This window comes from Solidesulfovibrio alcoholivorans DSM 5433 (assembly GCF_000702665.1).
Taxonomy (GTDB): domain Bacteria; phylum Desulfobacterota; class Desulfovibrionia; order Desulfovibrionales; family Desulfovibrionaceae; genus Solidesulfovibrio; species Solidesulfovibrio alcoholivorans.
Genome location: NZ_JNJA01000002.1, coordinates 198,185 through 219,232 on the forward strand (window position 1 = coordinate 198,185; position 21,048 = coordinate 219,232).

Annotated in this window: 21 protein-coding genes; 13 read left to right on the forward strand and 8 right to left on the reverse strand. The window is 67.8% G+C overall.

The window, feature by feature from the left end:
* Nucleotides 1-187: 187 nt before the first annotated feature.
* Nucleotides 188-3,427, reverse strand: coding sequence for a PAS domain S-box protein (locus Q368_RS0104145; protein WP_245611278.1), 3,240 nt, complete (start codon nucleotides 3,425-3,427; stop codon nucleotides 188-190).
* A 524-nt stretch (nucleotides 3,428-3,951) separates the two neighbouring features.
* On the opposite strand from Q368_RS0104145, the gene Q368_RS0104155 reads away from it, so the two are divergent.
* Entirely contained in the window at nucleotides 3,952-6,000 is a 2,049-nt protein-coding gene (locus Q368_RS0104155; protein ID WP_084158674.1) for a HAMP domain-containing methyl-accepting chemotaxis protein, read from the forward strand.
* A 115-nt stretch (nucleotides 6,001-6,115) separates the two neighbouring features.
* Here the strand turns inward: Q368_RS0104155 and Q368_RS0104160 are convergent, their stop codons facing one another.
* The 6 genes from Q368_RS0104160 to Q368_RS0104185 all read right to left on the reverse strand — a co-directional run bounded on the left by Q368_RS0104160 (nucleotide 6,116) and on the right by Q368_RS0104185 (nucleotide 10,934).
* Nucleotides 6,116-7,138 (reverse strand): radical SAM/SPASM domain-containing protein, encoded by a 1,023-nt coding sequence (locus tag Q368_RS0104160; protein WP_156955636.1) that lies wholly within the window; start codon nucleotides 7,136-7,138, stop codon nucleotides 6,116-6,118.
* Between the two features lie 134 nt (nucleotides 7,139-7,272).
* On the reverse strand, nucleotides 7,273-8,139 hold the full coding sequence (gene motA / locus Q368_RS0104165; protein ID WP_029457541.1) for a flagellar motor stator protein MotA: 867 nt from the start codon (nucleotides 8,137-8,139) through the stop codon (nucleotides 7,273-7,275).
* A 24-nt stretch (nucleotides 8,140-8,163) separates the two neighbouring features.
* Nucleotides 8,164-9,174: a flagellar motor protein MotB gene (locus tag Q368_RS0104170; protein WP_029457543.1), complete on the reverse strand. Its 1,011-nt coding sequence runs from the start codon at nucleotides 9,172-9,174 to the stop codon at nucleotides 8,164-8,166.
* Nucleotides 9,175-9,385: 211 nt separating this feature from the next.
* Complete coding sequence (rpmA, locus tag Q368_RS0104175) at nucleotides 9,386-9,667, reverse strand: 50S ribosomal protein L27 (RefSeq protein ID WP_029457545.1); 282 nt, start codon at nucleotides 9,665-9,667, stop codon at nucleotides 9,386-9,388.
* A gap of 23 nt (nucleotides 9,668-9,690) precedes the next feature.
* Nucleotides 9,691-9,999: a 50S ribosomal protein L21 gene (gene rplU / locus Q368_RS0104180; protein ID WP_029457547.1), complete on the reverse strand. Its 309-nt coding sequence runs from the start codon at nucleotides 9,997-9,999 to the stop codon at nucleotides 9,691-9,693.
* Between the two features lie 32 nt (nucleotides 10,000-10,031).
* Complete coding sequence (locus tag Q368_RS0104185; RefSeq protein ID WP_029457549.1) at nucleotides 10,032-10,934, reverse strand: PHP domain-containing protein; 903 nt, start codon at nucleotides 10,932-10,934, stop codon at nucleotides 10,032-10,034.
* A gap of 117 nt (nucleotides 10,935-11,051) precedes the next feature.
* On the opposite strand from Q368_RS0104185, the gene Q368_RS0104190 reads away from it, so the two are divergent.
* Genes Q368_RS0104190 through Q368_RS0104200 form a run of 3 tightly spaced genes read left to right on the forward strand, consistent with a single transcriptional unit; the run spans nucleotide 11,052 to nucleotide 13,117 of the window.
* Nucleotides 11,052-11,255, forward strand: a complete 204-nt coding sequence (locus tag Q368_RS0104190) for a Trm112 family protein (protein WP_029457550.1) — start codon at nucleotides 11,052-11,054, stop codon at nucleotides 11,253-11,255.
* A 28-nt stretch (nucleotides 11,256-11,283) separates the two neighbouring features.
* Complete coding sequence (locus Q368_RS0104195; protein WP_029457551.1) at nucleotides 11,284-11,709, forward strand: Hsp20/alpha crystallin family protein; 426 nt, start codon at nucleotides 11,284-11,286, stop codon at nucleotides 11,707-11,709.
* A gap of 49 nt (nucleotides 11,710-11,758) precedes the next feature.
* A complete protein-coding gene (locus tag Q368_RS0104200) occupies nucleotides 11,759-13,117 on the forward strand; it encodes a trypsin-like peptidase domain-containing protein (protein ID WP_029457553.1) in 1,359 nt (452 codons plus the stop codon).
* Nucleotides 13,118-13,206: 89 nt separating this feature from the next.
* Here the strand turns inward: Q368_RS0104200 and Q368_RS0104205 are convergent, their stop codons facing one another.
* Nucleotides 13,207-14,148 carry a glycosyltransferase family 2 protein gene (locus Q368_RS0104205; RefSeq protein ID WP_029457555.1) on the reverse strand — a complete coding sequence of 314 codons (942 nt, stop codon included), beginning with the start codon at nucleotides 14,146-14,148 and terminating at the stop codon, nucleotides 13,207-13,209.
* Nucleotides 14,149-14,549: 401 nt separating this feature from the next.
* Here Q368_RS0104205 and Q368_RS0104210 point away from each other — a divergent pair, with 401 nt between their 5' ends.
* The 9 genes from Q368_RS0104210 to Q368_RS0104250 all read left to right on the forward strand — a co-directional run bounded on the left by Q368_RS0104210 (nucleotide 14,550) and on the right by Q368_RS0104250 (nucleotide 21,045).
* Nucleotides 14,550-14,738 carry a ferredoxin gene (locus Q368_RS0104210; protein ID WP_009109377.1) on the forward strand — a complete coding sequence of 63 codons (189 nt, stop codon included), beginning with the start codon at nucleotides 14,550-14,552 and terminating at the stop codon, nucleotides 14,736-14,738.
* A 135-nt stretch (nucleotides 14,739-14,873) separates the two neighbouring features.
* The gene (locus tag Q368_RS0104215; RefSeq protein ID WP_029457557.1) at nucleotides 14,874-15,704 is read left to right on the forward strand and encodes a YkgJ family cysteine cluster protein; all 831 of its coding nucleotides are present in this window, start codon (nucleotides 14,874-14,876) and stop codon (nucleotides 15,702-15,704) included.
* Between the two features lie 10 nt (nucleotides 15,705-15,714).
* Nucleotides 15,715-16,074: a hypothetical protein gene (locus Q368_RS0104220; protein ID WP_029457559.1), complete on the forward strand. Its 360-nt coding sequence runs from the start codon at nucleotides 15,715-15,717 to the stop codon at nucleotides 16,072-16,074.
* Between the two features lie 17 nt (nucleotides 16,075-16,091).
* Nucleotides 16,092-16,727 carry a tetratricopeptide repeat protein gene (locus Q368_RS0104225; protein ID WP_029457560.1) on the forward strand — a complete coding sequence of 212 codons (636 nt, stop codon included), beginning with the start codon at nucleotides 16,092-16,094 and terminating at the stop codon, nucleotides 16,725-16,727.
* A gap of 90 nt (nucleotides 16,728-16,817) precedes the next feature.
* On the forward strand, nucleotides 16,818-17,522 hold the full coding sequence (locus Q368_RS0104230) for a DVU0298 family protein (RefSeq protein WP_029457562.1): 705 nt from the start codon (nucleotides 16,818-16,820) through the stop codon (nucleotides 17,520-17,522).
* Between the two features lie 66 nt (nucleotides 17,523-17,588).
* On the forward strand, nucleotides 17,589-18,023 hold the full coding sequence (locus Q368_RS0104235) for a hypothetical protein (RefSeq protein ID WP_052360020.1): 435 nt from the start codon (nucleotides 17,589-17,591) through the stop codon (nucleotides 18,021-18,023).
* A gap of 354 nt (nucleotides 18,024-18,377) precedes the next feature.
* Entirely contained in the window at nucleotides 18,378-18,728 is a 351-nt protein-coding gene (locus Q368_RS0104240; RefSeq protein ID WP_029457565.1) for a DVU0772 family protein, read from the forward strand.
* 145 nt (nucleotides 18,729-18,873) lie between these two features.
* Nucleotides 18,874-19,599: a metallophosphoesterase family protein gene (locus Q368_RS0104245; RefSeq protein ID WP_029457566.1), complete on the forward strand. Its 726-nt coding sequence runs from the start codon at nucleotides 18,874-18,876 to the stop codon at nucleotides 19,597-19,599.
* Nucleotides 19,600-19,698: 99 nt separating this feature from the next.
* On the forward strand, nucleotides 19,699-21,045 hold the full coding sequence (locus tag Q368_RS0104250) for a protein kinase domain-containing protein (protein ID WP_029457567.1): 1,347 nt from the start codon (nucleotides 19,699-19,701) through the stop codon (nucleotides 21,043-21,045).
* Nucleotides 21,046-21,048: the final 3 nt, after the last annotated feature.

A 21,048-nucleotide genomic window follows, 5' to 3' on the forward strand; every position in this document is an offset into this window, starting at 1 on the left:
GGGTGAGAGTGGGGGGGAAGGACGCCTCCGGCGGCCAAAGGGCTTGCGTCCTCCGGACTCCTTTTATGGAGTGCACGGGAACGCTTCGCCGGATTTTCGTAGGGATGTTCATGGTCGCGTTGTCATGGAAAAGGCATGGTGTTGCAGCGTACCGGCAGCGATGCGGTTTCGCCGACAGGGAAAAGGCCTATTGCGGCCCCAGAGCCATCCAGGTGTCGAGCGTCTCCAGGAGACGGCGCTTGGCGATGGGCTTGACCTGGAAATCGTCGCAGCCGGCGGCCAGGCTCTTTTGGCGGTGCTCCTCGAAGGCGTGGGCGGTCAGGGCGACGACGGGGACGCGCGGCCGGCCGCGCTCGTCTTCCAGGCGGCGCAGGGCCTCGGTTGTCTCGTAGCCGTCCATGCCGGGCATTTCCATGTCCATGAGCACGACGTCGTAGGGGCGCTCGCGCAACAGCGTGAGCCCGGCCTCGCCGCTCGGGGCCCAGGTCAGGTCGTAGGGCGTACCGTCGAGCATGAGCCGGATGACCTCGGCGTTGCCCGGGCTGTCCTCGATCAGGAGCACCGCGCCCCGGCGCGTCGACGGGAACGCGGCGACGCGCGCGTCGCCTGCGGGAGCGGCGGCCGCGGCCGCACGCAGGGGCAGGGTGACGGTAAAAAGCGAGCCTCCCCCGGGCCGGCTGTCCACACGCAGGCGGCCGCCCATGAGATCCACGAGTTTTTTGCAGATGGCCAGCCCCAGGCCCACGCCGCCGAATTTGCGGCCGGTCCCGGCATCGACCTGGGTGAAGCGCTCGAAAATGACCTCGCGCTTGTCGAGGGGGATGCCGATACCGGTGTCGCGCACGGCCAGACGCAGGAGCGGACCGGACGCGGGGTCTTCCTCACGCCCGAGTTCCAGGGCGACGCCGCCGGTTTGCGTGAATTTGATCGCGTTGCCGAGCAGGTTGACGAGCACCTGGCGCACGCGGTCGGGGCTTACGATCAGGCGCGGCGGCAGTTCCGCCTGGATGTCGAGGGTGATGTCGAGGCCCTTGCGCGCCGCGTCGGGCCGCAGCATCTCCACGAGGTCGGCGGCGAGCGCGGCCACGTCGCAGGGCTTCTCCTCCATGATGAACCCGCCGGCCTCGATCTGCGACAGGTCCAGGATGTCGCCCAGAAGGCCCATGAGGTTCGTGCCTGCGATCTTGATCGCGGCGAGGGCGCGGGTCGCCTCCGGGGGCAGGTCGGCCGCGGCGAGGGTGGCGGTCATGCCGAGGATGGTGTTCATGGGCGTGCGGATCTCGTGGCTTATGGTGGAGAGGAATTCGCTCTTGGCGCGGTTGGCGGCCTCGGCCGCGTCCTTGGCGCGGCGCAGGGCCTGTTCCATGGCCTTGCGCTCGGTGATGTCCACGAGCACGCACAGGATGCAGGGTTCGCCGCCCGTCTGGATGGGCACGGCCGAGAGCAGGGTGACGACGAGGGTGCCGTTTTTATGGCGCAGCGCCGCTTCCTTGGCCACGATGGCGCCGGTGCCCGTCAGTTCCTCCACGAAGGCCTGCCGCTCCTGCGGCGAGGGCCACAGGTCGATCTCGAGGCTCGAGCGCCCGACGACGTCGCTTGCGCGGTAGCCGAACATCCGTGCGCCGGCTTCGTTGGCGTCCACAATGCGGCCGTCGCGTCGGGATGAGACCGTGATGCCGACCAGGGCGTAACGGAAGATTTTCGCGAGCAGGTCCTGGCTTTCGCGCAGGGCGTCCTCGTCCCTCTTGCGGTCGGTGATGTCGGTGATGCCGCCGGCCATGCGCACCACGCGGCCGGAGGCGTCGGCGAGCCCCGCGCCGCGCTCGCTGATCCAGCGGAATGCGCCGTCGGTGTGGCGCAGGCGGTACTGCGCCGTGTAGGCGGCGGCTTCGCCGTCCGCGCAACGCTTGTGCGCGCGGATGGCGGCTTCGGCGTCGTCCGGGTGCAGTCGGGTGGTCCAGGCTTCGGGACGCAGCGGCGCGTTGCCTGGGGGCAGGCCCAGGATTTCGCGGTAGCGCGGGGAGAAATAGACCGTATCGGTTCGCAGGTCCCAGTCCCAGACGCCGTCGTTGGTGCCCCGCACCACGAGGGCATAGCGGGCTTCGCTGGCGGCCAGGGCCTCCTCGGCCTGCTTGCGTTCGGTGATGTCCGCGCCGACGCATAGAAACGCTTCCCCGCCTCCTTGCGTCGTGGCCAGCTGGCGTATGGTCCAGGCGATCCAGACGCGGTGCCCTTCGGGACCTTGGTGCCGCCTGTCCAGGGTGCCCGCGCCGCCCGGGTCGTCGGCGATGCCGGAAAGGATTTCGCGCCAGGGCGCTTGCGGGGGCTGCGCCGCCGGGTCGTCGAACAGGCCGAGGTCGCGGCCGAGCAGGCGCGGCTGGGGCTGGCCGAACACGCGCTGGGCGAAGGAGTTGCAATACACCACGCGCCCCAGGACATCGAGGCGCACGATGACCACGCCTGCGCTTTCCACCAGTTCGCGGTAGCGCTCCTCGCTCTGGCGCACGGCGGCGAGCAGTTCGTTGAGGGTTCCGGTCTGGCGGCGCACGACGCGGCGCAGCCAGGCGGCGGCGGCGAAAAAGAACGCGGCGGCGAACCCGAGCCCTGCCACGGCCCAGAGGGCGTGGCGCAGTCCCTTGGACGGAAAGAGCTTTTCCCCGCGCCATTTGTCTTCGATGGCGGCGTACTGTCCGGGGGTGATGCGGGAAAATCCGTCTTCCACGAAGCGCAGCAACTCCTCGTCGCCCTTGCGCACCGCCCGGTGGAACTGGCCGGAATAGAGCACGAAGGCCAGGCGGAAGTCGCCGGCCAGGCCGAACTTGTAGAGGTAATAGAGGGCCGGGGGCCGGTCCACGCAAAAGACCTTGACCTTGCCGTCGCCGGCGGCGCGCACCACGGCCTCGTAGCCCTCGAAAGGAAGCAGCGGCCCGACGCCCTGGGCGGTCAGGCGCGCGACGCTGGCGTCGCCCTGCTTGACGCCCACGGCGAACCCGCGCAGCGAAGCGGCGTCGCGGATGCCGCCAAGGTCTTTATGCACGAAGACCGGGACTTCGATGGTGGCGTAGGGCTTTGAAAAAAGGTAATATTTCCGTCTCTCCGCATTTTCGAACAAGGTGTCGATGACGTCGGCCTTGCCGCGCAACATGAGATCCTGGGCCGCGTTCCAGTCCTGGAGGATGAAGGTCACGGGCACGCCGGTGACCCGCTCCCACAGCTGCCAGGTGTCGATGAGGATGCCCTGGGGCGCGCCTTGCGGGGTTTGGAACACGTAGGGCGGGTAGTCGCGATCGAGGACCACGGACAGGGTCTTGGGCGGCGTGGGGGGCGTCGTCGCGGGGGAGTTCTGGGCCGGGGCGGAGCCGGCGAGGAGGCACAGGGCCGCAAGCACGGCCAGGAGAAGGCCGCCCGCCGGGAGGCAACGCCGCAAACGTGCGTGTGTGCGGGACGCGATGCCGGGCATGGGGCGCAACCGGACCATCCGCTAACGCAGGCCGGAGTTGTGGTGTCGGAAGCGGGCCTGTCGGCGCGCACCGCGCGAAGCGGGGACGCGTTCGACGGATGCGAACTGGCTGGCCCGGCGTGCGAAGTCGCGGCAGGAGTCGGTCACGAAAAAATCCTCGGCGGTTTTTTGCATAGGTCCGCACGGCGGCACGGTCTGGCGTGCTTACGGTCGGAACACGCGTTTTTCACCTATACCCCCGAGCCCCGGCAAGGGGCAAGGGCTCCCTGCCTCCGCCGGGGACAGGAATATTCCATGAAAACGCAGGGGCATCTTTTCTTCCTTCCTTGGTCACGCTATCCTGCGTTTATACCAGGAGTCGAGATACCGTCACGGTGTGTCCGCCGACGTGCACTGTCTCGTCCTGAAACGGTTCCATTGGCTGGTTGTGTCGCAAGGTGAAGTCCGCGCGATGCAGCGTCGGTGCAAGCGTCAACAAGAAGGGGAAAGCAATGCCGCCATCCAGGACAAGGACACTGTTCGGCCGATTGGGGTTCCGGCTCGGCGCCAGCTACGCCATCCTCGTCGTCGCCATCGCCGTGGTCGGGTATACGGGCTATTACGCCGCGCGCACCATCAGCGACAACCTGGACACGCTTTTTACCCGCTTCCTGCCAAGCGTCGATTTCCTGATCGAGGCCGACCGCGATCTGCACCAGCTGCTTGTGGCCGAGCGGACCATGATGTTCACGCCCCCTGGCAGCGAGGCCTTCAAGGCCCTCGAGGACAGCTATGCGCAGAACCTCAAGCAGGCCAAGGACCGTTTCGGCTCGTTTACGGCCCTGGCCACCACGCCCGAGGAAAAGCAGCTCGCCGGCCAGTTCGAGCAGGCGCTGCGCCAGTGGGAGGGAACCTCGGGCAAGGTCGTCAAGGAGCGCCAGCTGGGCACGGACGAGGCGACCGCGGCGGCCATGGCCCTGACCAAGGGCGAGGCCAACGAGAAGTTCGAGTTCGCCCGGGGATTCATCAACAAGCTGACGGAAGTGGAGCTCGGCTACGCGGACGCGAAGAACAAGCAGTCCGCCGCGCTCTATGCGCAGTCGCGCCTGATCATCATGGGGCTCACCACCGCCATGGCCTTTTTCGCGGTGCTCACGGGCTGGCTGATCGTGCGCGGCGTGCGCAGGAGCCTCGGCGGCGAGCCCGACGAGATCGCGGCCATCGCCCGGCGCGTGGCCGTGGGCGACCTCGCTCTCGAGTTCCATGAATCCGCGCACCCGCAAAGCATCTACGAGGCCATGCGGGCCATGGTCCGGTCCTCGGCCGAGGTGGTCACGGCCGTCACCAAACTGGCCCAGGGCGACCTCGAGGTCATCGTCGCCGCCCGCTCGGACGCGGACGCGCTCATGCGCGCCCTGGCCACCCTCATCGCGGCGGAAAAAAACATCGCGGACATGGCCGGCAAGCTGGCCATCGGCAACCTCGACGTGACCGTGGCCAAACGCTCGGAAGGCGACGTGCTGCTGGCTTCGATCGAACGGCTGGTCGCGGCGGAAAAACACGTGGCGGCCATCATGGAGCGCCTCAGCCAGGGCGATCTGACCTTCCGCGTGCGCGCCCGCGACGCCGCGGACACGCTTATGCAGTCCCTGGACGCCATGATCGCCAAGGTCGGCGGCGTGATCCGCGAGGTGCAGGGCGGCTCGATCAACGTGGCCTCGGGCAGCGAGGAGCTGAGCGCCTCGTCGTCATCCCTGTCCCAGGGATCCACCGAACAGGCCGCGGCCATCGAGGAATCCTCGTCGGCCATGGAGGAAATGGCCGCGAGCATCGGCCAGACCGCTGACAACGCCAAACAGACCGAAGCCATCGCCGTCAAGGCCGCCAAGGACGCCCAGTCCTCGGGTGAGGCCGTGGTCCAGACCGTGTCCGCCATGAAGGCCATCACCGGCAAGATCTCCATCATCGAGGAGATAGCCCGGCAGACGGACCTGCTGGCCCTCAATGCCGCCGTGGAGGCCGCCCGGGCCGGTGAGCACGGGCGCGGTTTCGCCGTGGTCGCAAGCGAGGTGCGCAAGCTCGCCGAGCGCAGCCAGGCCGCGGCCTCGGAAATCACGAACCTGGCCGCCACCTCCACGGACATCGCGGAAAAGGCCGGGCACCTGCTCGAGCGGCTCGTGCCGGACATCCAGCGCACGGCGGACCTCGTCCAGGAAATCAACGCCGCAAGCCAGGAGCAGAGCCAGGGCGCAAGCCAGGTCAACCAGGCCCTGCAGCAGCTCGACCAGGTGATCCAGCAAAACGCGGCCGCGGCGGAGGAAATCGCCTCCACCTCGGAGGAACTTTCGGCGCAAGCCGCGCAGTTGCAGCAGACGAGCGCCTTTTTTCAGCTGCCCTCCGAAGCGGGGGAGGGGATGTCGCCGCGGGCCATGCCGTCGCGCCGGGGCGGCGGCGCGTCCCTGCCGGGCCGCCGCGCGCTTCCCGGGCAGCCGGGCGCGGGCGGACCCGGCACGATCATCCGCATGGAGGACGACGAGAAAGGGGATTTCGAGGCGTATTAGTCCCGGCGGCGCGGGACCTGCCGGGGAGCCGCCGCTTCGCCGGCACGAAAAAACGCAGGCGCGGTCCGTCGGGGAGACGGGCCGCGCCTTTTGGCGTCGAGGACGCCGGAGGCGCTCAGGACTCCAGGTTGCCGGCGGCGTCGCGGTAAAAGCCGATGTGTCCGTTCGTGGCGATGCCGTGTCGCCTCATGTATTCCTGGCATTGGAGGAGCTTTTCGTTGCCAAGGACGCGCCATTGCCTGCTGGCGGCCAGGGACTGCCCGGGCGTGTCGCTGATGTGCTGGAAGTGGAACACGTTGCAGCCATATTCTTCGTGGGAAATACGCAGCGTGTCGTACAGGGTGGCGACGGTCAATTGCATCAGTACGACCGAGCAGCCGTACTTGAAGTCGGGATAGGCCGTGGCCGCCAGCTGCTGGACGGTACGGAGGTTTTTGTCCGCGACGGCGAAATCGAAGCCGCGGATGATCTTATGGATCGTCCGGTCGATGGAGTCGATGGAGAAAAGCACTTGGTTGTGGGCTTCCATGACCGCCCGCCAGAGCTTTTCCGGGACGCGCAGGCTGCCGGCCGTGGTCGTCGTGGTGATCGCGTCGTGGCCTTTGGGACGGTGTTCCTTAAGCAACCGCAGGAAGTCCCGCAGCTGCGGGTAGAGGAACAGTTCGCCGAAGCAGTTGCTGTTGACGATGTCGGCTTTCGGGAAATGGTGGACGGCGAATTCCCGGCAATAGTCCAGGGGCAGGCGGTCGGCGTGCCGCTTCCGGTTTACCCCTTCGTACTTCCTGGCGATGCCGCACATGAAGCAGTGCAGGTTGCACTGGTCCGTCAGGCCGAAGGAGATGACGGGGATTCTCTCCTGGCGCACGGGAAGGGACTGGCGCTTGTGCTGCCGGACTTCCGTATTGCGCAAGGTGCCATGGAAGACGCAGCCGGTGCATATGCCGAATTCGAAGCTGTTGTTGAGGTTCTCGCGGTATTGCAGGACCGTCGGGTTGTTCCAGAGGTCCTTTATCTCGGACGGGTCACGTATCTTTCCGACAGGCGGGCCGCCGCAACATATCGTATATTCGCCGTTGGGAAAGACGACGAGCTCCTCCCAGGGCTTGGTGCACAAATTGACGTATGACCGGTGCTGCATGCTGGTTGACGGCGGGGTTCGAAGTTGCGCGGACACGGGAACGGATGGCGCTTGCCGGATACACGCCACACCGTTGCGGTTGTCAAGGGTATTGCCGCGCGGACGGCTTGCGCTTCGCCCCTGCGGCGGCCGGCTTATTTGCCCTTGCTGGCCTTGATCGCTTCCTCGAGTTCCTCGAAGCTCGGGCGCTTGTGGATGGGGATGGCGCGGCGGCCGGCCTCCAGGGCCACGGGCGGCGGGTTGCCTCCGACGAAGGCGGTCAGCGACGCCTTGGCCACGAGCAGGATGGCTTCGGTTTCCTTGGCCCGGTGCTCGATGTTGGTGGCGATGGGCGCGACGAAGCCGTAGGCGGCCAGAACGCCCAGGAATGTGCCGACCAGGGCCGCGCCGATGCTGTGGCCGAGCACTTCGGCCGGCTCGTTGATCTTGCCCATGGTCAAAACGACGCCGAGCACGCAGGCGACGATGCCAAGCCCCGGCAGGGCGTCCGCGGTCTTGGAAATGGCGTGGGACGGGACGAGCGCCTCGTGGACCGTGGCCTCGATGTCCGCGTCCATGATGGTCTCGAATTCGTGGGCCTCGATGTTGACCGTGGAGAAGATGCGCATGGTGTCGCAGATAAACGACAGCACTTCATGGTTCTTCTTGTTTTTGGCGAAGTTGCTGAAGATCGGGCTTTCCGCCGGCCGCTCCACGTCTTTTTCGATGGCGACCAGGCCCTCGCGGCGGATTTTCATGTACAGCCCCGAGAGCGTGGTCAGAAGCTCCAGATAATAGGGCTTGCTCGTGATCATGCTGCCGAAGATGGAGAGCGCCCCCTTGAAGGTGGCGCCGAGCACGTCCTTGGGCGCGCTGATGACGAGCTGCCCCAGCGCGCCGCCGAGGATCATGAGCATTTCCGGGGGGGCGGCCGAGATGAGCAGGTCGAAGTTGCCCTTCTCCAGGATGAATCCGGCCAGGATGCAGCCGATGACGATGACGAAGCCGATAATCGCGAACATAGCCTTGCCGGGAGCCGCCGCAGCCTAGAACTGGCTGTCGGTCGACTTGTCGTAGAGGTTGTTTATCTCCTGCTCCAGGACGTCGCCCACGTTCGGGGTCTTGGGCGTGACCACGGCGCCGCCCGAGCCCTGCTCCGCGCCGCCGGCCGGCTTTTCGCCGGGCTTCGGCTGGCGGTAGAGCAGGAGGCTGATGCGCCTGTTGCGCGGATCGTACATGTTGCCGGGCACGTAGGGCCGCGTGTCGGCGAACCCCGTCACCGCGGCCACCTGGTCCGGGGAGAGCCCCTGCTGGATCATCAGCCGCCGCGCCGCGAGCGCCCGGCCGGCCGAAAGGTCCCAGTTGGTGTAGGTCCCGGAATAGCGGTAGGCGTCGGTGTGCCCCTCGATGGCCACCTTGACCCCTTCCTTGCGGATCACGTCCGTGACCGCGGCCAGGATGCGCTGGGCGTCCGGGGTCAACGTCACGCCGCCGAGGTCGAAAAGCGGCCGCTCGGCCTTGTCCATGATCTCGATGCGCACACGGTCTTTTTCCTGGGTGACCGACACCTGGCCGGCCAGCTCCGGCACGGCTTTGGTCAGGGCCGCCTCGACCTGCTGTTCCAGGGCCTTGGCCTGTGCTTCGGCCGCCGCCTTGGCTTCCGCCGCGTCCTTGGCGTCGGGATGGCGGCCGCCGTCGAGGTCGCCCGTGCCCTGGCCCTTGCCGCCCGTAGGGGCCTTGCCGCCGCGGTCGATGGCCACGTCGGGCCGTTCGTCCTGGCTGCCGACGATGGCCCCGGGCGGCCCCAGGCCGCCGGAGTCGAGAAGCTGCGCCGAAGGGCCGGGATTTTGGAACAGGCTGAAGTCGTTGAAGTAGGCGGCGAGCTGTTCCTTCTTTTCCTGGGGTGTCATGTTGAGCAGCCACATGAGCAGGAAAAAGGCCATCATGGCCGTGACGAGGTCGGCGTAGGCGACCTTCCACGAACCGCCGTGGGCGCCGCCGGCGACCTTCTTCACGCGCTTGATGATGATGTTGGCCTTGTGCCCCTGTTCCGCCATGGCTCCTCCGCCCTGTGCCTATCGGCCGGAAAGCCGGCCGGTTTAGGGAGACGGGCGTGTTTTGCGTTAGTTACGCATCCACGGGACAAAGGGCAACAGGAAGCGGCGGGACGGTTGCGCGCATGGAACACGAAAAGGGCGAAGGGAGGACTCCCTTCGCCCGGGTGCGGCTGCGTGACCGGAACCGTGGGGCACGGCGTCCGACAAAAAACTACTGCGTGGTGTCGGAAGGCGCGGGAATGACCAGGATGCGGGTCTTGACCTTCTTGTTGCGCATGTACTTCTCGAACTTGACCACGCCGTCGACCAGGGCGAACAGCGTGTAGTCGCGGCCCATGCCCACGCCCTCGCCGGGGTGGAATTTGGTGCCGAGCTGACGCACGAGGATGTTGCCGGCCAGGACCTGCTGCCCGCCGAAGCGTTTGACCCCGCGCCGCTGCCCGGCGCTGTCGCGGCCGTTTCTGGAACTGCCGCCCGCTTTCTTATGTGCCATGTCGGGACTCCTTCAAAATCTTGCTAGGCCTGGATGGACTTGACCTTAAGCTGGGTATAGCTCTGGCGATGGCCCTGCTTCTTGTGCGAATCCTGCCGCCGGCGCTTGTGGAAGACCATGATCTTCTTGCCTTTGACGTGACCGGCCACTTCGCAGGCCACGGTCGCGCCGGAGACGAAGGGCGCGCCGACCTTGACCTCGGGGCCGCCGACGAGCAGCACCTTGTCGAGCACGTATTCCGAGCCGGCCTCGGCGGACAGAAGGTCCACGGTGATGGTGGCCCCTTCCTGGACCTTGTATTGCTTGCCGCCAGCCAAAATGATTGCGTACATGGATATGACCTCCGATAGGGAAGAGGCGTCATTTACTCCGACGGGGCTTCGGAGTCAAGCGCTTTTTCTTCGTCGCAAGCCGCTCCGGCGGCCCGGCGCGCCAGGCGTGCGCGCAGCACGTCGAGCACCGAAATGTCCACGCGCAGGTTGCCGCGCCCCCGGCCGAGCTCCACGTCGGGCTTGGCCGCGCCGTGGAAGTCCGAGCCGCCCGTGACGGCGAGGCCGAAACGCCTGGAGAGCGCCAGGTATTCCAGGGTCTGCGCCTGGGAATGTTCGGTGTAGAGCGCCTCGATGGCGTCGAGGCCCGCGTCGCGGTAGCGGCCGACGGTTTCGGTCAGCGCCGCGCCGGCCAGGCCCAGCATGTAGGGGTGGGCCAGGGCGGCCAGGCCCCCTTCGTCGTGAATGAGCGCCACGGCCCGCTCGAAGGTGAGCTTGTCCTTGGGCACGTAGGCGCGGCCGTGCGCGCCGAGGTAGCGGCTGAACGCCTCCTTGAAGCTCGTGACCGCGCCCATGGCCAGCATGGCCTGGGCGATGTGCGGCCGGCCCACCGCCCCCTTGGCAAGGGCGGTGACGGCCTTATATTCGAGGGGCACGCCCAGGGCGCGCAGCTTGTCGAGGATCAGCCGGTTGCGGTTGTGGCGGCGTTCGCGCAGGTAGGCCAGGGCTTCGGCCAGGGGGCCGGGGCGTTCGGGCAGGAAAAGCCCGAGCAGGTGCACGCTGCGTTCGCCGTCGGCCACGGAGAGCTCCACCCCGGCGATCACGTCGATGTCGTGGGCCTGCCCCGCGGCGCGGGCCTCGGGCAGTCCGTCCAGGGTGTCGTGGTCGGTGAGCGCCAGGGCGGCGAGGCCTTTTTTCGCGGCCATGTCCACGAGTTCGCCCGGGGACAGGCTGCCGTCGGAAGCCGTGGAATGCGTGTGCAGGTCGATAAGCGCCATGGGGACAAGCCTAGCGCGCCGGGCGCGGCTTGTCGAACCCCCATGCGGGCCTTTCTTGCGCGCCGGCCGCGATTTGGCTATCACATGTCCACAGTGACGCAACCAAGGAGACCCTTCGTGACCATCCATCCCGATCTGCTCGCCATCCTGGCCTGTCCCAAATGTAAGGGCGAACTGAGCAAACCCGCCGCGGGCGAAGGGCTTGCCTGTCCGGCCTGCGGCGTGGTCTATCCCGTGCGCGACGACATCCCCATCATGCTCGTGGAAGAGGCCGTTCCGGCCGCGGACTGGGACGCCGGCAAGCGTTCGGTCAAGGAGTAGGCGCTACTTTCGCGCCAAGGAGCCGCGCATGGCCAAACTGCATTGGACGCCGTGGATGGCGTTGTCGGAGCTGGCCCAGGAGGCGGAGCATCTGATCGCCGAGGGCGGTCTCGCCCACGACACGGGCTACGCCTGGCAGCCCGTGGCGGATGTGCTGGAGACGGCGGCGGCTTTCCGCCTCACCCTGGAACTGCCGGGCGTGGCCCGGGAGGACGTGCACATAGAGGCCCGGGGCCGCGCGCTCGTGGTTTCGGGCCTGCGCCGCTTCGTCCGGGAGCCGGGCGGGGTGTACCAGGCCGTGGAACGTTCCCACGGCCCGTTCGCCAGGCGCTTCGACCTGCCCAAGGGCGTTTCGCGCGCCGAGATCACCGCGGTGATGAAGGACGGCCTGCTCGTGGTGGTCGTACCCAAGCTCGGCCCGGAACGCCTGCGCCGCCGCATCCCCATCAGCTGACGGGCACCGCCCGTTTTCCCCTTACTTCTTCCCCAAAAGGAGACGCGACATGGGACGTCTCGGCCTGTGGGCCTTGTGCTGGCTGCTGCTTTGCTGCACGCCGCTTTCCGTATTTGCCGCCGCCGGACGCGAGGTCCGTATGACGCCCGTGGTCACTGCCGTGCGCGCCGTGGCCCCGGCCGTGGTCAACATCACCTCAGCGCGCACCGTGGAACGCCGCGCCGGGCGGGGACCGTTTTTCGACGACGAATTCTTCCGCCAGTTCTTCGGCCCGGGATTCGCCCCGGGGCCTGCCGCGCCCCAGCGCGAAACCCAGGAAAGCCTGGGCTCCGGGGTCATCATCGACGGGGCCAAGGGGCTCGTGCTCACCAACGCCCACGTCATCGCCGGCGGCGCGGCCATCACGGCGCGGCTCCTCGACGGCCGCGAGCTGCCCGCGAGCCTGGTCGGCTCGGACCCGGACTTCGACGTGGCCGTGCTGCGCCTGGAAACCGGCGGCAAGCCCCTGCCCCAGGCGGCCATGGGCGATTCGTCGGACATCATGATCGGCGAGACGGCCATCGCCATCGGCAACCCCTTCGGCTACACCAACACCGTGACCACGGGCGTCGTTTCCGCCGTGGGCCGCTCGCTCAAGCACGAAGGCGGGGCCTACGCGGGCCTCATCCAGACCGACGCGGCCATCAACCCCGGCAACAGCGGCGGGCCGCTGGTCAACCTCGCCGGCGAGGTCATCGGCATCAACATGGCCATCCAGGCCCAGGCGCAGGGCATCGGCTTCGCCATCCCCATCGACAAGGCGCGGCGCGTGGTGGCGCAGATCGTTTCCGGCGGCGGCGTGACCCCGGCCTGGCTCGGGCTTTCCGGCCAGGACGTGGACGCCCGCACGGCCCGCTACTTTCACCTGGACCGGCCGCGCGGGGTGCTGGTGACCGAGGTGGCGGCGGGGTCGGCCGCGGCCAAGGCCGGACTGCGGCCGGGGGACCTCATGCTTGGCGTCGGCAACACCGATCTCGACGACAAGGACCAGCTCCTGGGCGTGCTGCGCACCTCGCCCGTGGGCGAACCCCTGGCGCTGCGCCTGCGCCGCGGCGGGGAGGACCTGAGCGTCACGGCCGTGCCCACGGCGTTTGCCGACAAGGAAGCGGCGGAAGTGGCCGGGAAGCGCTGGGGCTTGAGCGTGGCCTTTTCCCGGGACGCGGCGACCGTGGCCGGGGTGACGCCGGGCTCGCCGGCGGCGCGGCTCGGCATCCGGGCCGGGGACGTGCTCGTCCAGATCGGCGGCGAAAAGCTCAAGGGACAAAAGGACTTCACCCGCGCCGTCTACCTCAGCCGCATGCACCGCACGGTGCTCGTCATGATCGAGCGCGGCGGCCGTGGCTACTACGCCCGCATGGGCGTGGACTGAACCGGCGGGACGCAAGGGGCAAAAAAGCCGGGTGCGGCGGCCATCCGCCGGCCCGGCGACGCTGGGAGCCCCGGCTCGCGCGAGGCTCCCTAGCCTCCTGTGCGCAACAGGTGCAGTTCGCCGTTTCCGGCCGGGGCGGGGCAATTGCGCTTGGCGGCCGTGCCCGTGAAGTCCTGCATGTAGCGCCAGACCTCCTCCAGGGAGACGTGGGAGCGCAGGTAGTCCTCGCACTTGGAGAAGCTGTAGTGGTGGGCGAGGCTCCTGCCGAGCACCGCCACCTTCATCTTGCCCGCGGCCAGGGCCAGGTTGAAGGCCTTTTCGTCGGTGGTGGGCTGGCCGGCCGTGGGCGCGGTGGGGAAGGGCAGCACCCGGCGCATGATGCGGCCGTCGAAGATGACGCAGTTGATGGTCAGGTAGCCGACGTAGCCGTATTTGGCCGGCGCTTCGCGCAGGTAGACCTCGGCCAGGTTCTCGTACAGGAGCTTTTCCCACATCCAGCGGTGGTAGACCCAGTTCTCCTCGATGGGAGGGCCGGAATACATCTGACGTTCCGAGGGGTAGGCCACGCGCAGGAAGCGGTTGAGCACGTGGCGGCCGGGCGGGCTTATTGGCACGAGCGGCATGACCAGCGGCACGTCGGGGCGGTCGGCGTGATCCAGGTAGCCGTCCACCAGGTGTTCGAGCCAGTGGGGCGTGACGAAGAGGTCCTCGTCGATCTTGATGACCACGTCGTCGATGTGCGCGCCGAGGATTTCGTTTTGCGCGGCGTGCACGGCCGGCACAAGGCCGCGCGGCCCCCTTTCGACCAGCGTGGCGTTGGCGTGGCGGGCCACGAAGTGCTTGGCCACGGCCGCATGGTCGGGACTCACGGCATTGGCGAGCACGTAGATGTGCTTGAGGCGCGAAAAGTCCGTGAACCGTTCCAGGCAGCGTATGCAGATCAGGAAGCAGTCGAGTCTGTGCGAGGTGAGCAACAGCAGAACCGGCCGAATGTCTCCGCGACGCGGGCGTAGATAGGTCAACTTGCCCATGGCCGTCCCTGGCTTTCAGGCATCCCTGCGTAAAAGGTTAAACTCCGCCTACATCCCCCTCTTCGGCAAATCGCTCCAGGAACTTTAGTCCCGAAATTGTTTTTTTTCTTCTTTTTTTCAAAGGGGATAGAGAGACGAAACAGCCGCGTCCAGGTTACATGCCCCTGCCGCGCCCCTGCGCGAGGCAAAAAAAACGGCATATCCGATTGCCGGATGCAAGCGGGCGGGCACCGCCGGGCGGCGGCGGAGCCCGCTTTCCCCCGTCGCGGAGGCCCTCCCTTGACACGCCGTCACGCCGGGGCTAAGCCTGCGTATGCCTTCGGAGGCGTATTTTCGTTTTGTCCTGCTATGTTAGGTGGATGGGACAAAAGCTTCCGACAGGCGACGTGCGGAGGTTCGCTATGGGATACAAAGTGATCGTCGACGCGCAGAAGTGCATCGGCGACGGCGAATGCGTGGATGTGTGCCCGGTGGAAGTCTATGCGCTGCGCGACGGCAAGGCCGTGGCCGTGAACATGGAGGAATGCCTGGGCTGCGAATCCTGCGTCGAGGTCTGCGACCAGGATGCCATCGTCGTCGAAGAAGAGTAGATATTTCAAAATATTAACCGGCAGCGGGAGCGGGCGGTCGCCGTCCGCTCCCGCTGCCGTCTCCGGCCCGGGCCGCTTGACCCTGCGCGGGGCCGCGTCATGGGGGGCGGGCAGGGCCGGTCGCGGAGTCCTTCGATGCCCCCGGATTTTTCCCCTGCTTTCGCCCGCTACGAAGCCATCGCCGCCGAGGCCGACGCCGTCTTCGCCAAGGTTGCCGCCGCCTGTCCGGGCATGGTGACCTGCGGCCAGGGGTGCAGCGACTGCTGCCACGCCCTGTTCGACCTGACCTTCATCGAGGCGCTGTACCTCAACCACCGCTTCAACGAGGCTTTTCCTCCGGGCCCGGCGCGTGACGCCATCCTGGAGCGGGCCAACGCCGCCGACCGCGAGCACTACAAGCTCAAGCGCAAGGCCTTTCGCGCCAGCCAGAACGGCGTGTCCACGGCCGAGATCCTGGCCGACATCGCCCGCGAGCGCATCCGCTGCCCCCTGCTCGGCGAGGACGACCGCTGCGTGCTCTACGCCTTCCGGCCCGTGACCTGCCGTCTCTACGGCGTGCCCCAGGAAGTCGGCGGCGAAACCCACATCTGCGGCAAGGCCGGCTTCGAGCCGGGCGGGCGCTATCCCACGGTCAAGATCGAAAAGCTCCAGGACCGGCTCATGGAGCTGTCCCAGGAGGTCGTTGCCGCGCTGCCCACCAAGCAGCCGCTCATGGGCGACATCCTCGTGCCGGTGTCCCTGGCGCTGATCACCGACTATGACGACGAATACCTCGGCATCTTCACCGAGGACGACCTCGTGCGGTTGCCGCCTGCGCCGGCCACGCCGCCGGCTGCGCCCCTCGGCGCGTCTTGCGGCTCCTGCGGCGAGCAGGCCGGCTCTTCCGCCTGCGCCTCGTGCGCCAGCGGACAGACCACCTGGGTGCTGCCCGGCCCGGACGGCGCTCCTGGCGACGACGACAAATAAGGAGGCGCGCGTGGCCCATTCCCCCGAGGAACTGGCGCAGCTTAAGCGCGCCATCTACGAAAAGCTCAAGCCGCGCCGCCGGCGTTTCATCGACAAGATGGGCTACGACGCCTGGGACCCGTTCCAGGAGCCCAACGATCCGCTGGACATGCGCGAGGACGCCTCGCGCCGCACCAGCCAGCAGCTGGTCGCGGAATTCCTGGCGACCCAGCCCGGGGCTTCGAGCGAATTCGGCAAGGGCGCCTGGGAAGTGTGCGCGGGCGTCATGAGCGGTTCGGAAAAGCACCGGGGCATGTACGCCTTCTGCAAATGGTACAAGGAACTGCTGGCCCGGGAAGGCATCGACGCCGAACTCGGCCCGACCAAATAAGCCCGCGAGGAGCATGCATGGAATCGAGCTATACCGCACAGACCCCCGACGAGTTCATCGCCGAACTGAAAAAACGCCTGTCGCAGAATCCCGGCTGCGGCGTGTCCCACTACAACCTGGGCACGGCCTACGTGGCCAAGGGCCGGTTCATCGAGGCCGAGGCGGAATTCCTCCAGGCCGTGGAATGCTCGCCGAACCTGGCCGAGGCCTACGTGCAGCTCGGCGGCCTGGCCATGAACAAGGGCAACATGGACGGCTGCCTGGAGTGGAACGAGAAGGCCAGCCGCGCCAGGCCCCTGTTCGCCGTGCCGTTCGGCAACATCGGCTTCGTGCACATGCAGCGCGGCGAGCTGGACAAGGCCGAAAAATCCTTGCGCCGGGCCATCAAGATCGACCCCAAGTACGTGCAGGCCATGGCCACCCTCGGCAACTGCCTGTTCATGAAGGGCGAGCTCGATACGGCGGAGTTCCACAGCACCAAGGCGCTCGAGGTCGAGCCCATGTTCGGCCCGGCCATGAACACCCTGGCCCTGATCGCCATGGAGCGTGGCGATTTCGCCAAGGCCAAGGAACTCGTCGCGCGCGCCCGGGAGACCGGCTTCGAGCCCCATCCCGACATGGTCCGCGAAATCGAGGCCGCCCTGGCCAAGTAGACGGGGGGAGGAATCGGGGCTCCGCCCCGGGCCCCGCCGGGGGGCATGATGCCCCCCGGACCCCCTCGAAAGGGAAGGAAGGTGGGCGTTATGCCGTCACGCAGGCACTTGCTCGGGGAGATGCGCGACGTTTTGCGCGGGGACGGCCGCGAGGCGGCCCTGGCCGCCTTGGCCGCCACGCCGGCCAAGACGCGCCTGGGACCGCTTTTTTCGCTGCTGCTCGACAGGGATTCGCTCGTGCGCTGGCGCGCCGTCACGGCCTTCGGCGCGGCCATGGCGGAGATCGCCGCCGCGCGCCTGGAAGACGCCCGCGACGTCTGGCGCAACCTCATGTGGCGCGTCAACGAGGAGTCGGGCAACATCGCCTGGGGCATCCCCGAGTGCATGGGCGAGACCCTGGCCGTGTGCCCGCCGCTTGCCCGCGAGTTCCACCGCATTCTCCTTTCCTACGTGCAGGACCTGTCCGGGGACTGCACCTTCATCGACCACGCGCCGCTGCGGCGCGGAGCCTGGTGGGCCATCGCCCGCCTGGCCGGGGCCGCGCCCGAGCTGTGCGCGCCGGCCCTGCCCGAAATCGTCGCGGCGCTTGGCGACTGCGACCCCGCCGCGCGCGGCCTGGCCTGCCTGGCTGTGGCTCGCATGAGGCCCGATCCCTCGCGCACGCTGCTGGATGCGCTCACCGCCCTGGCCGGGGATAGGGCCGCATTCGACCGCTACGACGGCTGGGCGCTTGCCTCCGCCACCGTGGCGGACGTGGCCGCGCAGGCCCTGGCCGCGTGTCGCAGCTGCATGTAACCGCCTGTTCACATCCCGCGACCTCCCTTGCAGCAAACGGGGACACCGTCCCCTTGGAGGTTCGCCATGCGCGCCACACCCTTTCTCACCGTATTGCTCATTCTCGCCGTGCTCGCCCTGGCGGCGGCCACGGGCCATGCCGCCGACGTCTCCACCGGAGCGGCCGATTCTCCCGAACACCAAGTGGACGCCTACCTGCGCGACTTGAGCGCGCATATTGCGCTTTCGCCCGAAGAAACGGCCGCCATGCGGCCGATCCTGATCGTCCAGGCGGCGAAACGGCAGGATCTGGCCCGGGCGCGGCTGGCCGCCAACCCCGGCATGGCCGGCATGCTCGCCCTGCGCGAGGACATGCGCGCCGTGACCCGGGAAACCGACGAAAAGCTGGCCGCCGTATTGTCCCCGGAAAGAATGGAACAGTTGCGCAACGACCGCGCGGCGCGCCTCGCCGCCTCCCGCGCGCAGGCCCGGCAACTGGCCGAGGTCCGGCCCGCCGACTGACCCCCATAAAGCTCTCCAGGCTCACGTCCCTCCCCTCAAGGCAGGGCGCGGCTTCCCCCCCCCGGCCGCGCCCTTTTTTATTGCGCGGGAAGGGGGGAATGAGGGGGGAGGGGAAGATGCCTCCGGCAGCCATGAGGGACCGAGGGTCCCTCATGGACCACCCCGAGAGGGGGAGATGGTGGGGTGGGTGGGAATATTTTTGGTGGGAAACAAGGGTGTTGCTGAGGAGATTGGGAAAAGGAACAGGGAAAAGTCGATTTTGTGCTTGACCGAAAAACTAAAAGGATTAAATTTGTCCTACATCAATGCACGCACCATATGCCGCGGCAGCGACCGCACGATGGAGGAATTGCCATGCAGACGCAGACGCCGATCGATTTGTCCGGACTGGTCATCGACTGGAACATGACGCCCGAGGACGCCGTGACCCTGTATCTGGAATGGGGCAACAACTCCTGGCATGCCGAGCATAAGCCCGTGACTTCGAAGAACGATTTCGCCACCTATTTCGTGGTCAACACGTGGTCGGGCCGGCCGGAACTGTCGCTTGTGCGGCGCAATTCCGAAGACTGCGTGGAACTGGCTTCCTTCGATCTGCCGGAGGATCTGGCCCGGGCGTTCATGGAGGAAAACGGCGGCAACAAGGGCGTCTACGCGCCGAACGACGCCATCAAGAAGTGGCTGCAGGACACGCAGTTCAACTAGAATTTCCCGCAAACCCTCACACAACCCCCGCACCAGACCCCTCACGCCATGGCGCGGCCCCGGGTGGATAGGCCCCGGAGCCGCGCCTTTCTTTTCGGTGCCGCACGGCCTTGCCCTTGCCCGGCGAAGCTGCGAAAATGCCCCCATGCTCCTTGCCGTCGTCGCCGACATCCACGCCAACCTCGAAGCCCTGGACGCCGTTTTGGCCGACATCGACGCGCTCGCGCCGACGGCGGTGGTGAGCCTCGGCGACAACATCGGCTACGGTCCCGATCCGGTCCTGGTGCTTGCGCGGCTCGCCGCGCGGGGCATCCCGAGCGTGCGCGGCAACCACGAATGGGCCGTGGCCGACCCGGCGCGCGAGCGGCTTTTCAATCCGCAGTCCCGCGAGGCGCTGTGGCGCACGCGCGAACTGCTGCCGCCGGAGCTCCTCGCCCGCGTGGCCGCCTATCCGACATCGCTTTCGCTATACGGCTGCCGGTTCGTCCACGGGCTGCCACCCAACGACACGGCCACCTACCTGTTCGAGGCCGGCGACGTGACGTTGCGCCGGGCGTTTGCCCGCACGGCCGAGCGGATTTCGTTCGTGGGGCACACCCACATGCTGGAGGCCGCGGCGCTGCGCGGCCGCGACGTCCTGCGCTACGAATTGGGCCTTGGCGACAATCCCCTGGACGCGCGCGAGCGCCACATCGTCAACGTCGGCTCCGTGGGCCAGCCCCGCGACGGCGACACGCGCGCCAAGTACGGCCTCTATGACGACGCGCGCGGCGTGCTGACCATTCGCGCCGTGCCCTACGACGCGAAGGCAACGGCCGCCAAGATTGTCGCGCGCGGCCTGCCGCGCCGCTACGCCGACAGGCTGCTGTGAGTACGGCTACCCCTAACCCCGTTGAAAGTTTTTGAAAGGTGGTCCGGGGGGAAATTTTTTTCAAAAAGTTTCCCCCGGCCGCCGGAGGCGACTCCCTCTATGCGTACCATCGGCAAGTATCCGCTGCTCGGCGTTCTCGGACGGGGCGGCATGGGCGCGGTGTTCAAGGCGCAGGTGCCGGTCGTCGGGCGCATCGTCGCCCTGAAGCTCCTGCGCCCGAGCGAGTTGACGCTCGGGCTGTGGGGCCGCGAGCGCGTGGTGCGGGCCTTTCGCGAGGAGGCCGCGCGCCTGGGCGGGCTGCGCCACGAGAACGTGGTCGGTGTGTTCGATTATGGCGAGATCGGCGACTGGCCCTATTTCGTCATGGACTTTTACGGCGAATCCCTGGGTTCGATCATCGGCGAGACGTACCGGGTGGAGGCGCGAAGCCGCCGCCTGCCCGTGCCGCGCGCCGCGGGCTACGCCGCGCAGCTGCTTGCCGGGCTCGCGCGGCTGCACCATGCCGGCATCGTCCACCGCGACGTCAAGCCCTTCAACCTGCTCGTCACCGACCGCGACGTGGTGAAAATCACCGACCTCGGCCTCTCCAAGGCCCGGGGCGAGCGCTTCGACGGTCCAACCAACCTCAAGGTGGGTTCGCCGTATTACGCCGCGCCCGAGCAGGAGGACGACCCCGACGCCGCAGACGCGCGGGCCGACCTGTTCGCCGCCGGGGTGACGTTTTTCCGCATGCTGACCGGTCGGCTGCCCGAGCCGGGCACGGACGCCGTGGACGATCCGGCCGTAGCCGCCGGGGAGGTGTTCGACGGCTTTTTCGCCAAAGCGCTTGCCGTTTCGCCCAAGGCCCGTTTCGCAAGCGCCCGGGAGATGGCCGAGGCCCTGGCGGCCTGCCGCCGGGAATGGGAGCGGCGTCTCGCCGGGGTGTGCGCCGGCCTGGGAGAGGCCCTTGCCGCGCCGCACACGCCGCCCGGGGCGGCGCATCCGCGCCGCGCGCCCGTGCGGGTCGGGCTGCATCAGGCCAGGGCGGCTTTCGGGCTCGACGCGTTGTGGCGGCCGGCGGCCTACTGGCCGGCGCGGCTTGCAGACGAAGGTGGGGAGACGCTGTGCGACCCCGCCACGGGCCTGTGCTGGCTGCGCGAGGCCACGCCCTATGCCGTGACCTGGCAGGAGGCCCGCGCGTACGTGGAAGCGCTTAACGCCGCGTCCCACGGCGGGCACGCCGACTGGCGGCTGCCGACCGTGGCCGAACTCGTGACGTTGCTGCGGCCCGAGCCCACGGGCGAGGGCTATTGCCAGCCCGCGTCGCTGACCCAGCCCGTGCGCCGCGTCTGGAGCGCGGATACGGCCAACTACGCCAGCGCCTACACGGCGGATGTGGAGCTCGGCTACGTGACCCGGGCGGATTTCTGCTGCCCGGTGGCGGCGCGGGCCGTGCGCGCGGCGTGAGGC

Bases quoted from the DNA above. Each gene is read 5' to 3' on its own strand.
- Q368_RS0104155 (WP_084158674.1), top strand. From the start codon at position 3,952: ATGCCGCCATCCAGGACAAGGACACTGTTCGGCCGATTGGGGTTCCGG.
- Q368_RS0104160 (WP_156955636.1), bottom strand. From the start codon at position 7,138: ATGCAGCACCGGTCATACGTCAATTTGTGCACCAAGCCCTGGGAGGAG.
- motA (WP_029457541.1), bottom strand. From the start codon at position 8,139: ATGTTCGCGATTATCGGCTTCGTCATCGTCATCGGCTGCATCCTGGCC.
- Q368_RS0104170 (WP_029457543.1), bottom strand. From the start codon at position 9,174: ATGGCGGAACAGGGGCACAAGGCCAACATCATCATCAAGCGCGTGAAG.
- rpmA (WP_029457545.1), bottom strand. From the start codon at position 9,667: ATGGCACATAAGAAAGCGGGCGGCAGTTCCAGAAACGGCCGCGACAGC.
- rplU (WP_029457547.1), bottom strand. From the start codon at position 9,999: ATGTACGCAATCATTTTGGCTGGCGGCAAGCAATACAAGGTCCAGGAA.
- Q368_RS0104185 (WP_029457549.1), bottom strand. From the start codon at position 10,934: ATGGCGCTTATCGACCTGCACACGCATTCCACGGCTTCCGACGGCAGC.
- Q368_RS0104195 (WP_029457551.1), top strand. From the start codon at position 11,284: ATGGCCAAACTGCATTGGACGCCGTGGATGGCGTTGTCGGAGCTGGCC.
- Q368_RS0104200 (WP_029457553.1), top strand. From the start codon at position 11,759: ATGGGACGTCTCGGCCTGTGGGCCTTGTGCTGGCTGCTGCTTTGCTGC.
- Q368_RS0104205 (WP_029457555.1), bottom strand. From the start codon at position 14,148: ATGGGCAAGTTGACCTATCTACGCCCGCGTCGCGGAGACATTCGGCCG.
- Q368_RS0104210 (WP_009109377.1), top strand. From the start codon at position 14,550: ATGGGATACAAAGTGATCGTCGACGCGCAGAAGTGCATCGGCGACGGC.
- Q368_RS0104215 (WP_029457557.1), top strand. From the start codon at position 14,874: ATGCCCCCGGATTTTTCCCCTGCTTTCGCCCGCTACGAAGCCATCGCC.
- Q368_RS0104225 (WP_029457560.1), top strand. From the start codon at position 16,092: ATGGAATCGAGCTATACCGCACAGACCCCCGACGAGTTCATCGCCGAA.
- Q368_RS0104230 (WP_029457562.1), top strand. From the start codon at position 16,818: ATGCCGTCACGCAGGCACTTGCTCGGGGAGATGCGCGACGTTTTGCGC.
- Q368_RS0104235 (WP_052360020.1), top strand. From the start codon at position 17,589: ATGCGCGCCACACCCTTTCTCACCGTATTGCTCATTCTCGCCGTGCTC.
- Q368_RS0104240 (WP_029457565.1), top strand. From the start codon at position 18,378: ATGCAGACGCAGACGCCGATCGATTTGTCCGGACTGGTCATCGACTGG.
- Q368_RS0104245 (WP_029457566.1), top strand. From the start codon at position 18,874: ATGCTCCTTGCCGTCGTCGCCGACATCCACGCCAACCTCGAAGCCCTG.
- Q368_RS0104250 (WP_029457567.1), top strand. From the start codon at position 19,699: ATGCGTACCATCGGCAAGTATCCGCTGCTCGGCGTTCTCGGACGGGGC.